Source organism: Stakelama marina, from assembly GCF_018122655.1.
Lineage (GTDB): Bacteria > Pseudomonadota > Alphaproteobacteria > Sphingomonadales > Sphingomonadaceae > Sphingomonas > Sphingomonas marina.
Genome location: NZ_JAGRQC010000004.1, coordinates 301,092 through 314,387 on the forward strand (window position 1 = coordinate 301,092; position 13,296 = coordinate 314,387).

18 protein-coding genes are annotated in these 13,296 nt (G+C 64.3%); 5 read left to right on the top strand and 13 right to left on the bottom strand.

The window, feature by feature from the left end:
* Positions 1–99: 99 nt before the first annotated feature.
* Genes hisF through hisB form a run of 5 tightly spaced genes read right to left on the bottom strand, consistent with a single transcriptional unit; the run spans position 100 to position 3,073 of the window.
* Positions 100–858, bottom strand: coding sequence for an imidazole glycerol phosphate synthase subunit HisF (gene hisF / locus J7S20_RS14095; protein ID WP_284054870.1), 759 nt, complete (start codon positions 856–858; stop codon positions 100–102).
* Positions 855–1,586 (bottom strand): 1-(5-phosphoribosyl)-5-[(5-phosphoribosylamino)methylideneamino]imidazole-4-carboxamide isomerase, encoded by a 732-nt coding sequence (gene hisA / locus J7S20_RS14100; protein ID WP_284054871.1) that lies wholly within the window; start codon positions 1,584–1,586, stop codon positions 855–857. The genes hisF and hisA overlap by 4 nt, the downstream gene beginning before the upstream one ends.
* Positions 1,574–2,176, bottom strand: a complete 603-nt coding sequence (gene hisH, locus J7S20_RS14105; RefSeq protein ID WP_284054872.1) for an imidazole glycerol phosphate synthase subunit HisH — start codon at positions 2,174–2,176, stop codon at positions 1,574–1,576. Before hisH ends, hisA begins: the two co-directional genes overlap by 13 nt.
* Positions 2,173–2,487, bottom strand: a complete 315-nt coding sequence (locus tag J7S20_RS14110; RefSeq protein ID WP_284054873.1) for a YciI family protein — start codon at positions 2,485–2,487, stop codon at positions 2,173–2,175. Before J7S20_RS14110 ends, hisH begins: the two co-directional genes overlap by 4 nt.
* Complete coding sequence (gene hisB, locus J7S20_RS14115; protein WP_284054874.1) at positions 2,480–3,073, bottom strand: imidazoleglycerol-phosphate dehydratase HisB; 594 nt, start codon at positions 3,071–3,073, stop codon at positions 2,480–2,482. Before hisB ends, J7S20_RS14110 begins: the two co-directional genes overlap by 8 nt.
* Before the next feature lie 74 nt (positions 3,074–3,147).
* On the opposite strand from hisB, the gene J7S20_RS14120 reads away from it, so the two are divergent.
* Positions 3,148–3,630: an SspB family protein gene (locus J7S20_RS14120; protein WP_284054875.1), complete on the top strand. Its 483-nt coding sequence runs from the start codon at positions 3,148–3,150 to the stop codon at positions 3,628–3,630.
* 96 nt (positions 3,631–3,726) lie between these two features.
* Positions 3,727–4,941 (top strand): M20 metallopeptidase family protein, encoded by a 1,215-nt coding sequence (locus J7S20_RS14125; protein ID WP_284054876.1) that lies wholly within the window; start codon positions 3,727–3,729, stop codon positions 4,939–4,941.
* Positions 4,942–4,965: 24 nt separating this feature from the next.
* On the opposite strand, the gene J7S20_RS14130 is transcribed toward J7S20_RS14125, so the two are convergent.
* Genes J7S20_RS14130 through J7S20_RS14145 form a run of 4 tightly spaced genes read right to left on the bottom strand, consistent with a single transcriptional unit; the run spans position 4,966 to position 9,037 of the window.
* Positions 4,966–5,820: a S1/P1 nuclease gene (locus J7S20_RS14130; protein WP_284054877.1), complete on the bottom strand. Its 855-nt coding sequence runs from the start codon at positions 5,818–5,820 to the stop codon at positions 4,966–4,968.
* 31 nt (positions 5,821–5,851) lie between these two features.
* Positions 5,852–6,880, bottom strand: coding sequence for a DUF6624 domain-containing protein (locus J7S20_RS14135; protein WP_284054878.1), 1,029 nt, complete (start codon positions 6,878–6,880; stop codon positions 5,852–5,854).
* A 4-nt stretch (positions 6,881–6,884) separates the two neighbouring features.
* Positions 6,885–7,850 (bottom strand): isoaspartyl peptidase/L-asparaginase family protein, encoded by a 966-nt coding sequence (locus tag J7S20_RS14140; protein ID WP_284054879.1) that lies wholly within the window; start codon positions 7,848–7,850, stop codon positions 6,885–6,887.
* 35 nt (positions 7,851–7,885) lie between these two features.
* On the bottom strand, positions 7,886–9,037 hold the full coding sequence (locus J7S20_RS14145) for an acyltransferase family protein (RefSeq protein WP_284054880.1): 1,152 nt from the start codon (positions 9,035–9,037) through the stop codon (positions 7,886–7,888).
* 145 nt (positions 9,038–9,182) lie between these two features.
* Between J7S20_RS14145 and ispG the strand changes: the two genes are divergently transcribed.
* The 3 genes from ispG to J7S20_RS14160 are packed head-to-tail and all read left to right on the top strand — an operon-like array spanning position 9,183 to position 11,732.
* Complete coding sequence (gene ispG, locus J7S20_RS14150; protein WP_284054881.1) at positions 9,183–10,307, top strand: flavodoxin-dependent (E)-4-hydroxy-3-methylbut-2-enyl-diphosphate synthase; 1,125 nt, start codon at positions 9,183–9,185, stop codon at positions 10,305–10,307.
* A gap of 55 nt (positions 10,308–10,362) precedes the next feature.
* The gene (locus J7S20_RS14155; RefSeq protein WP_284054882.1) at positions 10,363–11,262 is read left to right on the top strand and encodes a DMT family transporter; all 900 of its coding nucleotides are present in this window, start codon (positions 10,363–10,365) and stop codon (positions 11,260–11,262) included.
* A complete protein-coding gene (locus tag J7S20_RS14160) occupies positions 11,259–11,732 on the top strand; it encodes a GNAT family N-acetyltransferase (protein ID WP_284054883.1) in 474 nt (157 codons plus the stop codon). Before J7S20_RS14155 ends, J7S20_RS14160 begins: the two co-directional genes overlap by 4 nt.
* A 12-nt stretch (positions 11,733–11,744) precedes the next feature.
* On the opposite strand, the gene J7S20_RS14165 is transcribed toward J7S20_RS14160, so the two are convergent.
* The 4 genes from J7S20_RS14165 to J7S20_RS14180 all read right to left on the bottom strand — a co-directional run bounded on the left by J7S20_RS14165 (position 11,745) and on the right by J7S20_RS14180 (position 13,183).
* The gene (locus tag J7S20_RS14165) at positions 11,745–12,194 is read right to left on the bottom strand and encodes a CHRD domain-containing protein (RefSeq protein WP_284054884.1); all 450 of its coding nucleotides are present in this window, start codon (positions 12,192–12,194) and stop codon (positions 11,745–11,747) included.
* A 193-nt stretch (positions 12,195–12,387) separates the two neighbouring features.
* Entirely contained in the window at positions 12,388–12,549 is a 162-nt protein-coding gene (locus J7S20_RS14170; protein ID WP_284054885.1) for a hypothetical protein, read from the bottom strand.
* Positions 12,550–12,693: 144 nt separating this feature from the next.
* Positions 12,694–12,888, bottom strand: a complete 195-nt coding sequence (locus tag J7S20_RS14175) for a hypothetical protein (protein ID WP_284054886.1) — start codon at positions 12,886–12,888, stop codon at positions 12,694–12,696.
* 82 nt (positions 12,889–12,970) lie between these two features.
* Positions 12,971–13,183, bottom strand: coding sequence for a cold-shock protein (locus J7S20_RS14180; RefSeq protein WP_284054887.1), 213 nt, complete (start codon positions 13,181–13,183; stop codon positions 12,971–12,973).
* Positions 13,184–13,296 lie beyond the last annotated feature (113 nt).

Below are 13,296 nucleotides of genomic sequence, written 5' to 3' on the forward strand. Positions count from 1 at the left end.
TCATTCGCACCGAAACGGGCATTATGTGCGGCAGTCGCCGCGAAGAATGGTTAACGGCCGCGTAGCAATCACGGTTACTGTAAAGCTAACCGACGTTTTTCAGCTGCGGACCAGAACGCCGGCTGCGGCCAGCGCTGCATGGGCATCGGCGATGCTCGCCTGGCCGAAATGGAAGATCGACGCTGCGAGCACCGCGCTGGCATGGCCTTCCAGCACCCCGGCCACCAGGTGGTCGAGATTGCCGACGCCGCCGCTGGCGATCACCGGCACGGTGACGGCGTCGGCGATCGTGCGGATCAGTTCCAGATCATACCCGTCACGCGTGCCATCGCGGTCCATCGACGTGACGAGCAGCTCGCCCGCGCCGAGCTGGGCGAGCCGGATCGCGTGTTCCACCGCGTCGATCCCCGTTTCGCGGCGACCGCCATGGGTGAAGATTTCCCAGCGACCGCCGGTGCGCCGCGCATCGACCGAAGCGGTGATGCACTGGCTGCCGAACCGGTCGGCGATCTCGGCAATCACTTCCGGGCGCGCCACGGCGGCGGAATTTACCGCGACCTTGTCGGCACCCGCGAGCAGGAGTGCGCGCGCATCCTCGGCGGAGCGAACGCCTCCACCCACGGTCAGCGGCATGAAGCACACCTCCGCGGTACGCCGCACGACGTCGATGATCGTCCCGCGCGCTTCATGGCTGGCGGTGATGTCGAGGAAGCACAGCTCGTCCGCACCCGCCGCGTCATAGGCGCGCGCCTGTTCGACCGGGTCGCCGGCGTCCTTCAGATCGACGAAGTTGACGCCCTTGACCACGCGGCCATTGGCAACGTCGAGGCAGGGGATGACGCGCGTGCGGACGGTCATGCCGCGACCCGGAGCGCATCCGACAGGTCGAGGCGGCCGTCATAGAGCGCTCGGCCGGTGATGACGCCTTCGACGCCGTCGCCGACATGGCGGGCCAGCGCCTCGATATCGGCGATGTCGGCGACCCCGCCGCTGGCAATGACCGGGATGGATACGGCGCGTGCCAGCGCAACCGTCGCTTCGACGTTACAGCCCTTCAGTAGCCCGTCGCGTCCGACATCGGTGAAGAGGAGTGCTGCGACGCCCGCGTCCTCGAACCGGCGCGCCAGATCGGCGACCGCGACGGTCGATACGTCCGCCCAGCCGCGCGTCGCGACCATCCCGTCACGCGCATCGACGGCGACGACGATACAGCCGGGATGCGCGGCGGCGGCGGAGCGGACGAAATCGGGGTCTTCGAGTGCAGCGGTGCCGATCACCACGCGCGCGACGCCGAGATCGAGCCAGCGCTCGACCGCGTCACGGTTGCGAATGCCGCCGCCGAGCTGCACGCGTCCGGGAAAGGCGGCAACGATCGCCTCGACCGCGTCCGCGTTGACGGCGCGTCCCGCGAACGCTCCGTCGAGGTCGACGACGTGGAGATGGTCCGCGCCGGCCTTGGCGAATGAGCCGGCCTGCGCCGCCGGATCGTCGCCATAGACGGTCGCGCGGTCCATATCGCCTTCGGCGAGCCGCACCACCTTGCCGCCCTTCAGGTCGATCGCCGGAAAGATCGTCAGGGACGCCATGCAAGAAACCTTTCCATCAGCGCCAGCCCGAAACGCTGGCTCTTTTCGGGGTGGAACTGGACGCCCAGCATATTGTCGCGCCCGATCGCGGCGGTAACGGGGCCGCCATGATCGGTGACCGCCAGCACGCCTTCGCCTTCAAAGGCATAGCTGTGCAGGAAATAGGCCTCGCCTGCTTCGATCAGCGGATGCGGAGCGAGCGGGGTTACGTCGTTCCATCCCATATGCGGCACGCGGATGCCGGGTGCGGGCTTCAGCGCGCGGACCGTTCCTTCTATCCAGCCGAGGCCCGGATGCGTGCCGAATTCCTCGCCGGTCGTCGCCATCAACTGCATGCCGACACAGACGCCGAGAAAGGGCACCGCGTCGCGCAGCACGCGCTCCTCAAGCGCCTCGACCATTCCCCCGATCGAGCGCAACCCGTTCGCGCACGCCGCGAATGCCCCGACGCCGGGCAGCACGATCCGGTCGGCGGCACGCACCAGCCCCGGATCGGCGGTCACCGCGACATCGTCGGCCCCCGCCGCCTTCAGCGCATTGTGCACCGAATGGAGGTTGCCGGCGCCATAGTCGATCAACGCGAGCGTCATTCGATGATCTGCGCGAGCGCCGGCGCGGCGAAACTTGCGTTGAAGGCGACGACCTCCGCCTCGGCGACGCCGCTCGCCACCAAGGGGTCGCTTTGCGCAAGCTTTTCGACCTCCGGCCTGCGCCCGCGCACCAGGATAACGCCGCCGGTACGCGGATCGCGCCTGCCGGCGACGAGGAACAGCCCTTCCGCAAAGCCGCGTTCCAGCCAATCGACATGCGCCTGCAACTGCGCATCGACCGCGTCGAGCGGCCGGACATAGCTGAGCAGGATCAGGCACAGCGGACCCTGGCTGCGAAAATCCTCAGCCACCGAGCATGCCCTTGGTCGACGGGATCGCGTCCGCCTTGCGCGGGTCGATCTCGACCGCGGCGCGAAGTGCGCGCGCCAGTCCCTTGAACGCGCTTTCGATCAGATGGTGGTTGTTCGACCCGTGCAGCGTTTCGACGTGCAGCGTAATGCCCGCCGCCTGCGCGAAGCTGTGGAACCAGTGTTCGAAAAGCTCGGTGTCCATTTCGCCGAGTCGCGGCTGGCTGAACTCGACATCGAAGACGAGATAGGGCCGCCCCGAAATATCGAGAGCGACGCGCGTCAGCGTCTCGTCCATCGGCGACAACGCGTCGCCGTAGCGGCGAATGCCCTTCTTGTCGCCAAGCGCCTTTGCAACCGCTTCACCGACCGCGATCGCCGTATCCTCGGTCGTGTGATGCTGGTCGATATGCAGATCGCCCTTCGCCGTCACCTGCATGTCGATCAGCGAATGGCGCGAAAGCTGCTCGACCATGTGGTCGAGAAAGCCGATCCCTGTCGTGACCTGATATTCGCCGCTGCCGTCGAGATTGACGGTAACGTCGATCGACGTTTCGTGCGTCGTGCGAGAGATGGTGGCGGTGCGCATGTGCGCCTCCATAGCGTGCGATATGGCGCATGCAATCTTGACCATGCGCCAAACACGTTTAGCAAGAGGCGCATATGACTGACAGTGTGCCCGATAGCCTTATCCCCTATGACGACATCGTGCAGGAAGCGCTGCGCGCCGTCGTCGGCCGCGTTCTCGGCCAGGTGCAGGAAGCCGGCGCACTGCCGGGCCAGCACCATTTCTACATCACGTTCAAGACGCAGGCGCCCGGAGTTGAGGTGCCCGACCGGCTGATCGAACGCTTCCCCGACGAAATGACGATCGTCATCCAGCATCGCTATTGGGATCTGAACGTCGAGGACGATCGATTCTCGATCGGGCTGAGCTTCAACCAGATTCCTTCGACGCTGCTGATTCCCTTTTCGGCGATTACGGGCTTTCACGATCCCGCGGTCAATTTCGAACTGCGCTTTCAGGTGCAGGACGAACCCGAAGGGCCCGGCCCGCACGACGATGCCGAAAATGACGGTGAGGGCGCCAAGCCGGTCGAAGACGGATCGAATGTCGTCGCCGTCGATTTCAAACGTAAGAAATAGCGCACCGGTACGCGCCTCTCTTGCAGGTTGCCGGCCGGTGACTTGGTAGCAACGCTGCGCTACCACCACCGAAACGCGACCGCAGGAGAACCCCACATGACCGAGCTTTCCACCAAGACCGACTGGACCGCGATCGGCGAGGCGGGGCTTGCCGAGGTCGTCGAGTTGCGCCGTGCGATCCACGCCGATCCCGAAATCGGTCTGCAATGCCCGCGCACGACCCAAAAACTGAAAAAGGCGCTGGAGGGCCTGCCGCTCGAAATTCACGAAGGGACCTCGACGACGGGCTTCATGGCGGTGCTGCGCGGTGGCAGCGACAATGGCCGCACCGTGTTGTTGCGCGGCGACATGGACGCGCTGCCGATGCAGGAGGAAACCGGGCTCGATTATGCGTCGAAGGTCGACGGCGCGATGCACGCCTGCGGCCATGACGCGCATTCAGCGATGCTCGTCGGTGCTGCCAAGGCGCTGTGCGCAAAGCGCGATGAACTGCCGGGCACGGTCGTTTTCATGTTCCAGCCGGGTGAGGAGGGGCATCACGGCGCGCGCTTCATGATCGAGGACGGGCTGCTCGAAAAGACCGCGCCCGATGCGGGCTTTGCGCTCCATATCTATCCCAATGCGCCGCGCGGCATGTTCGTCAGCCGACCGGGTCCGCTGCTCGCCTCTGCCGACACGCTCAATGCCACAATCCGCGGCAAGGGCGGGCACGGCGCGATGCCGCACGATTGCATCGACCCGATCCCGGTCGCGTGCGAGATCGTCACTGCGCTGCAGACGTGGGTCGCGCGGCGGGTGCCGGTATCCGATCCGGCGGTGCTGACCATCTCCAAGATCGCTGCGGGCTCTACGCACAATGTCATTCCGTCGTCGTGCGAACTGCTCGGCACGCTGCGCACGCTGTCGGAAGAAACGCGCGCGAAGGTCCAGCAGGCGTTCAAGGACATCGTTCATCACGTCGCCGCGGCGCATGGCTGCGAAGGCGAGGCAACGATCGAGGTCGGCTATCCGGTGACGATGAACGATGAACGCGCGACTGGCATGATGGAGGAAATCGCGCGCGATATCGGCGGAGAACAGGGCTGGATGAAGATGCCCGCACCGATCATGGGCGCAGAGGATTTCTCCTATGTCCTGCGCGAACTGCCGGGTGCGATGGCATTTCTCGGCGTCGCGCCGGAGGGAAGCGATCCCGAAAGCAACCCGCCGCTGCACAACACGAAGATGACGATCGACGAGGACATGCTGTCGCGCGGCGTCGCGATGCACTGCGCGATTGCCGAACGCTATCTCGAACGCGGCTTCGACTGAGGCCGCGCGCCAACGCGCTTTGGTTTAGCCGAACACCTGATCGAGCAGCTTGGCGAGGCGCAGGCCGCCACGCTCGATCTGCTTGCGCTCGACCGGCACAAGCTTGGCGATCTCTTTGTTGTCGAGATGCGCATCCTGCGCGTGCTTCTTGTCCATCTTGCAGACATCGCCGCCCAGCGCGGTCGGATAGACGACATCACGGCTGATCTGCCAGCTTTGCTTGCTCCAGTCCTCGACACTACCCGCGGTGACCTTCGCCTTTTCCTGCGCCGAATATTTGCGGACCAGCGACGGCGGCGTGGTGATCGCGCGCTCGGCGAGCCAACCGTCCCAGACGCTGTGCAGATTTAGCTTCTTCGCGGTGTAGATACCGTAATTGCTGTGCACGAAATTGCCCCCGGCATCGTGATTTTCGCCGGCGTGGAGCGGCTGGTGCAGATCGCCCACAAAATGGATCAGAAAGGCGAGCGCACGGACGCGCTCGCGCACCGGTATCGACTTGTCCTTCAGCAGCTTCATATCGCGTTCGATCTGTGCCGACACGCAATTGCCGTTGGCGCAGGCGGATTTCAGGTCGAACGGCTGGCAGACATTCACGTCCTGATAGTGCCAGGCAAAGGTATAGTTGAACCGTTCACCCAGCTTCTTGATGCAATCGGGCCAGACGCTGGCATCCTCGATCGTCTTCGCTGGACAGGTCGGCGTGTCGAGCAGGTCGGCACGGCGCAGCAACGCGTCGATCGCGTGCCGCGTATCGGGCGTCACATTCCTGTACGCGATCTCGGCAATGGTCCGGTGACCATAGGCCCAATAGGCATTGGCGGTGAGCGGCGTCAAAAAGGCGACCAGCGCGGCTGCGAAAGCAAGGATACGGGACATGGCGTGCGCTTACGCCGCGGGCGCGATCAGTTCAATCAGCTTTGGCAGACGGACAAGGGCCGAACATCCCGTTCAGATCAGCGATATATTCCGCGATCGGCGGCATCCCCATCTTCGCGCGTTCGGCGTCGACATCAATCCCTGCTTCCAGAGGAAGGGGTACATGTTTCCCATCGGCGCAGGTCGCCTGCGTTCCATAACGTTGCCGCCCGGTGAGTTTCAGCATCACGCGGTCGTAGAGATACGCGTAATTATCTTTACGGACGTCGCCGGTTTCCGCCATCGGCCTCATCAGCCGCAAAACCCGCAGCTGAAACGCCGGGTCCCGGTCCGCATGCTGAGCTAGCAGCCATGCCGCGTTGCTGGCCGTCTTGCCGACTGCAGCGATTCCGGGCCACCCCTTTTTGGCAACCAACCGCTTCATCATCACCAGATTTTTCGCGTCCTCGCGTGCGATATTGAGCGACGAGAACATTTGGAGAGCCGCCAGCGTCGCAGGATTGGTTGCCGGACCATTGTGCCCCCAGCCAAGCGCGCCGCGATACACCTGCTCTCGAACGACGGCGTGAAGCAATTTGCGTGCTTCTTCACTGGTCCAGTCAGGGTCGAATGGTACGGCCTCGAAACCCAGCTTCGCTCCATAGCGGAAGATAGACCAATCATTTCGTGCAGCGCTATAGGCACGATGGAAATCGGGCCAATCGGTCCGTAACGACTGTGGAGGCATAAACGCTATGACGCCGCGACACGCGGGAAGCGGGAATGCTTCTGGTTTCTGACGCAGAGAAACGCCCATTGCCGCGAGATTGGCACGTACCTCTGCCGTGCCGAGCCGGGAACAATTGGTTATCCAATGCTGGATGTTGGCCCTCTCGGCCTTTTGCGTATCGGACGCGTCGGCGAATGCACCGCGCATCCATTCGATGTTATCCGGATCGGGATAACCCTGGCTATCCAGCGCTGCGGCGAGGGCCGGAGGCGGTGGGGGGAGCGTTGTATCCGGAGCGATTGTCGGCGCGGACTGGGCGAGAAAGATACCGGCCAGTCCCGCCCACAACATCGCGTTATTCCTGGTCGCCGTAGAAGGAGACGACGCGGTCGGTGGTGGAGCTTACCTTGCCGCGGTACATGCCGGGCGTGTTGAAGCTCCAGGCCATTTCGCCGGTCGGGCCGGTCAGGATCACCCCGCCGGTGCCGCCCAGATCCTTGACCTCGGCCATCACCGTGTCGGCCGCCTTTTTCAGCGTCTCGCCCTTGAAGCGGACGCGCGCGCAGATTTCGTGCGCGACGCCTTCGCGGATGAAATATTCGCCTGCGCCCGTCGCCGACACCGCACAGGCGCGGTCGTCGGCATAGGTGCCCGCGCCGATGATCGGCGAATCGCCGATCCTGTCCCAGCGCTTGCCGGTCAGGCCGCCGGTAGATGTCGCCGCTGCGACATGGCCGTGGCTGTCCATCGCCACCGCGCCGACGGTGCCGTATTTCAAGTCGACATCGAACCAGCCGAGCTTGTCGTTCGCCTTCATCTTTTCGAGCTGTTCGCGGCGATGCTTGGTCGCGAAATAGCTCGGATCGACGATTTCGAGGCCCTGTTCCTTGGCGAATTCCTCCGCACCCTTGCCCGACAGCATGACGTGCGGGCTGTGCTCCATCACCGCGCGCGCGAGCGTGACCGGGTGGCGGACGTCGCCGACGCCGGCGACCGCCCCTGCGGCGCGGTTGCTGCCATCCATGATCGAGGAATCGAGCTCGTTGCGGCCGTCCCAGGTGAAGACCGCACCGCGCCCGGCGTTGAAATGCGGGTCGTCCTCGAGCACGCGGATCGTCGCCTCGATCGCATCCATCGCGGTGCCGCCGCCTGCCAGCACCTTCTGTCCGGCGTCGAGCGCGGCGTTCAGGCCGTTTCGTACGCCTTCTTCCTGTTCCGCCGTCACCTTGTCACGCTCGATGATGCCGGCGCCGCCATGAATGACGAGCGTCCATTTGGGCTTTTCGCTGGATGCTTCCTGCGCAGCGGCGGGAGCGGACATGACGAGACCTCCGATCAGTGCGGTGATGAGCGCGATTACGCTTCGGCGCGGGACGGCCGTGCCATCTGCGCCCAGGCGGGGTGCGCCTGTAACCCGATCAGCGGCCGCAGCCAAGCGATGCGACGCCCGACGTCGTAGAAGATCCAGCATCCCGCCGCGGTCGCCCCGACGAGTATGAAATAGCGCGTGAGTAGCGATAGCTCTGACTCCAGCAACATCCATCCGACGACGACGATAATCGTCTGATGGATGATGTAAAAAGGAAATACCGCTTCGGCCAGCGTCCTGCGCGCCGGATGGTCGTGATCGAGAAGGCGGTCGGCCGCGCCGATCAGCGCGACGATCGCGGTCCAGGCGAGGACGGCGCGGGTCGCGACGATCTCGTGGAACAACGACCGGCTGAGCTCGGTGCCGATCAGCCAGCCCTCGCGGATCGCATAGCCGGTATAGGCGAGCACCGCGACGATGGCCGCCGCCCACCACCATTTGCGGATCGCGTCCCACAGCGCGTGCGAATTGCGCAGCAGGACGCCGAACAGAAAGGCGCTGAAATAGACGAGGTGCGCAGGCCAGTCGTCGACCAGCATCTGGGTGTTTTCCTGCATATCGGGCAGCATCGCGAGGCGGAATGCCGCTAGCAGCGCGGCGGGCAGAATGAATACGAGCGGGCCTGTCAGGATGCGTTCGACGACGATTCCCGCGCCTCTGCACATACTGCCGGGGAGCAGGGCGAGCAGGCTGAGCGCTGCGGTATAGACGAACAGATAGGCGACGAACCAAAGGTGGTTCCAGCTCGGCACCAGCACGCCATCGATCGAGCGGAAACTGAAATAGTCGTGCAGCAGGAAATGACCGAACCCCTGCGTATAGCCCTTTTGCGTGACGAGCTGGATCCATGCCTGGGGCGGGACGATGATAATGATGCCGAAGATCAGCGGTGGAATAAGGCGCAGCGTGCGCGACTTCAGGAACCGCCCCGCGCCCGCCATCTTCGCCAGCAGCGCGGCGCTGGCATAGCCCGACACCACGAACAGCAGGATCAGGCGCCACGGATTGACCGCGAGCATCGGGATGATGACCCAGTAATGCGGCACTTCCATGTTGATGCGGTAGGGCCACGGCGAAAATGCCATGGTGATGTGATAGAGGATCAGCAGCGCAAAGGCGCCGATCCTTAGCCAGTCCATTCCAAAGTGCCGCGCCGGGTGCATGGATCGGGCTTAGGTGGCGCTTTCGCGCCATGCAACGCCGATGCGTTCGGCCACCGTCCCTTTCAAGCTGCCGCTGCGACCGCTATATGCGGCTTGCGCGAAGCATTTGTGAGAGATTTCCATGTCCGTTCGACCCTGGCGCGATATCGTCCGCCGGCAGAGCCGCCAGATCATGGTGGGCAACGTCCCCGTGGGCGGAGATGCGCCTATTTCGGTGCAGACGATGACCAACACCGTCACCGCTGATGCAAGGGCGACGATCGACCAGATCCGCCGTTGCGAGGATGCGGGTGCGGACATCATCCGCGTTTCGTGCCCCGACGTCGAATCCACCACCGCGCTGAGGCAGATCGTGCGCGCGGCGCGGGTGCCGATCGTCGCCGACATCCATTTCCACTATAAACGGGCGCTGGAAGCGGCCGATGCGGGTGCGGCGTGCCTGCGTATCAATCCCGGTAATATCGGGTCCGAAGCGCGCGTGCAGGAAGTCGTCAACGCGGCCAAGGCCAATGGCTGTTCGATGCGCATCGGCGTGAATGCGGGGTCGCTGGAAAAGGACCTGCTCGAAAAATATGGCGAGCCGTGTCCCGACGCGCTGGTCGAAAGCGCGCTCGACCATATCAAGCTGCTTCAGGACCATGACTTCCACGAATTCAAGGTCGCGGTGAAGGCATCCGACCTGTTCCTGGCGGTTGCCGCCTATCAACAGCTTGCCGAGCAGGTCGATTGCCCGCTGCATCTGGGCATTACCGAAGCGGGCGGCTTTGTCGGCGGCACGGTGAAGTCGTCGATCGGCATCGGATCGCTGCTCTGGTTCGGTATCGGCGACACGATCCGCGTGTCGCTCTCCGCCGAACCCGAAGAAGAGGTGCGCGTCGGTTTCGAAATTCTGAAGGCGCTGGGTATCCGTAACCGCGGCGTCCGGGTGGTGAGCTGCCCAAGCTGCGCACGGCAGGGCTTCGACGTGATCCGCACGGTGCAGACGCTCGAGGACCGGCTCAGCCATATCCGCACGCCGATGTCGCTGTCGGTGCTCGGGTGCGTCGTCAACGGCCCCGGTGAAGCGCGCGAAACCGATATCGGTATCACCGGCGGCGGTGCCGGCAAGCACATGGTCTATCTGTCGGGCGTCACCGACCATCACGTTGCCGATGGCGACATGATCGAACACATCGTAAAGCTAGTCGAGGCAAAGGCCGCAGAGATCGAGGCCGGCGAGGCCGAGGAAATGCAGGCGGCCGAATAGCCCCTCGATACTGGTTTCCGTTGCGCCGATTGGCGTGATCGGTCAGGGCGGTGTCATGTCCCGCCCGGCTTCCCCCGCAATCGCCTTTGCCGTCGGCGTGTCCGGCATCGCCACCTTTTCGATGATGGATGCGGCGATGAAGGGGCTGGGGATCACCATCGGCGTGTATAACGCGCTGCTGTGGCGCGGCTTTCTGATCGTCGCGCTGGGTGCGGTTGTCCATTTCGCGCGGCGTCCGGCGCGGCCCCTGCCGGGAGCGATGCGGCTGCATCTGAAGCGCGGCGCGGTCGGCCTCGTCATGTCGATACTGTTCTTCTGGGGGTTGGCGCGGGTTCCGATGGCGCAGGCGATCTCGCTCAGCTATATCGCGCCGCTGCTGGCAATATTCCTCGCCGCGCTTCTCCTCGGCGAGAAGATGCGGCGGACGAGTATTATCGGGTCGCTGGCGGCGTCGGCAGGCGTTGGCGTTATCCTGATCGGTCAGGCGCGCGGCGAGCTCGGCGATGAGGCGTTTCTGGGTGCGCTGGCGATCCTGACATCGGCGATCTGTTATTCGTACAATCTGATTCTTGCGCGGCAACAGGCGCAGCGTGCGGGTCCGACCGAGATCGCCTTCTGGCAGAGCCTGTTCGTGCTGGGCGGGCTGCTCCTAGCCGCTCCTTGGCTGGCGGTGCTGCCGCCGACGGATGCCTGGCCGAAGATCGCGGCTGCCGCGGTGCTGGCGACGATCTCTTTGATGCTGCTCGGCTGGGCCTATGCGCGCGGGGAAGCGAGTTATCTGGCGCCGACCGAATATACCTCGTTCGTCTGGGCAGCGCTGTTCGGATATGTCTTTTTCGGCGAGTATGTCACTGGCTATACGCTTGCCGGTGCGGCGCTGATCGTCGCCGGGTGCCTGTATGCCGCGCGGCGGCGGCCCCAACCTTTTGCTGATGCGGAGACGCAATTGTCATGACCCATATCCGACCCGCCGAGCCATCGGACGTGCCGACCATCCTCAAGCTGGTGAAGGAGCTCGCCGCGTTCGAGCGCGAACCCGATGCGGTCGAAGCCGATGTGGCGGCGCTCGATTTCGCGCTGTTCGAGGAGCACTCGGCCGAGGCGGTGATTGCCGAGGTGAACGGCCACCCGGTCGGCTTTGCGCTGTTCTTTCACAATTTCTCGACCTGGACGGGCAGGAAGGGGCTGTATCTCGAAGATCTCTATGTGACGCCAGAGGCCCGTGGCGGCGGGGTCGGGACGGCGTTGCTTCGGCATCTCGCCAAGATTGCCGTCGAGCGCGATTGCGGGCGGTTCGAATGGTCGGTGCTCGACTGGAACCAGCCGGCGATCGATTTCTATCGCAAGATGGGCGCCACGGGGATGGACGAATGGCGCGTCCAGCGGGTTTCCGGCGAAGCGCTGAAAGCGCTCGCCGCCGACTAGCGCCGTCCTGTTTCAGCGCGGCGGGAGCTGGCCGCGAATCGCGCCCTTGGGATAGTCGGCGGTGTGGACGTTGACATAATAGCCGGTCGGGTTGGCGATGATCGCCGCGGCGAGTTGCTTGTCGACGTCGAGGCATTCCTTCGACGACCCCGTTACCGGCGGCTTCAACTGCAGCACCGGAGGCCCTGCGACGCCGCGCGCGCCCTGGTGGATATGCGCGGCGGTGGGTTGGGAAATGTCCTGCACCGTCAGTTCGTAGCAGATCGTGCCGGTCGTCGCGTCGGCGGTGACTTTTGCCGTGCCGCTGCCATCGGGATCGCCGGGTCCGGGGACTTCCTGCGCGCCGATCAGGCCCATCGTCCAGGTCTTTCCGACCGTCTGCGAGATCGTGGCGCAGCCGCCGAGCAGTGCGGCGGTAGCGGACAGCGCCGCGGTCGCGGCTAGGACTGGGCGGACGGACATGGCTGGTTCTCCCGGCTGGTTACGGAGCGGAAACGAGGGCGGGCCTCGGTCGGTTCCCATGCTTAGCTTCGCACAATTCGCGGCGATGCTTTCGCAAAATTACATGGTCGTGCAATCATGTTACGCACCAGCGGGTGTCGACCGCAAATCTAGCCGATGCCCGCCATGTAGGAAAATGATTTCAGGCGCACGGTCAGCCGCGGTCCCACCAGCGATGGCGGCGGCGCGCTTCCTGGCGACTGCGACCGTGCCGGATGGCGCGTTCCTCGCGCGAGCGGGCACGAAGCACCGCAAAGGCAAGAACGCCGGCAGCGACCAGCAACAGGATCAAGACATAGGCTATTTCAGTCCGCATCACACTTCCCCAAGAACAGCGCCGCCCGCGCGCTGCAGACATTCGGATAAGGCGGCATTTACCATGAACAGGCGCTGAAAGCCGCACCCTTTTCGCAGGTGCAACATTTCGGGACGGTTCGTGCTGCCGGTGAAAGTGGCCCGGTCAGCCGTCTTTCGCGGCGATCTTTTCAGCTTCGTTGCGTTCGCGCTGTTCGGCGACGCGTTCGGACCGCCGCGCCATCGCGGCCCATGCCGCTTCGGAACGGAGATGGCGGTCGCGCACCGAATCGAGCGTCGCGGCATCGGCGGCGGCGCGGTCTTGTTCGGCGCGGGCGCGGAAGGTCTGGGCTTCGGTCATCGGTTATCCTTCGCGCGGTCGTTCGGGTAGGAAGGGGCGGCGCGGCGTCGTAGCGCCGGGCGCCGCCCCGAAAAGCGTGCGATTACTCGGCAGGCTGGAGGTTGCACGCGGCCTGCTTGCCGCGGCGGTCAGCTTCGAGCTCGTAGGTCACGCGCTGATCCTTATCGAGCGTGCGCATGCCCGCTGCTTCCACCGCTGAGATGTGGACGAAAGCGTCGTTGCCGCCGCCATCGGGCGCGATGAAGCCATAGCCCTTGTCGGTGTTGAAGAATTTTACGGTGCCGGTGATGGCCATTTGGGTATTCCTTCTAGAAACGGAGCCCGGATGTCGGACGCCCTGATGCATTTCAGGCGTAGGGAAAGAAGGAAGAAGGAGCCGCAAAGCGCCAAAGACCGTCAATTTGCGAC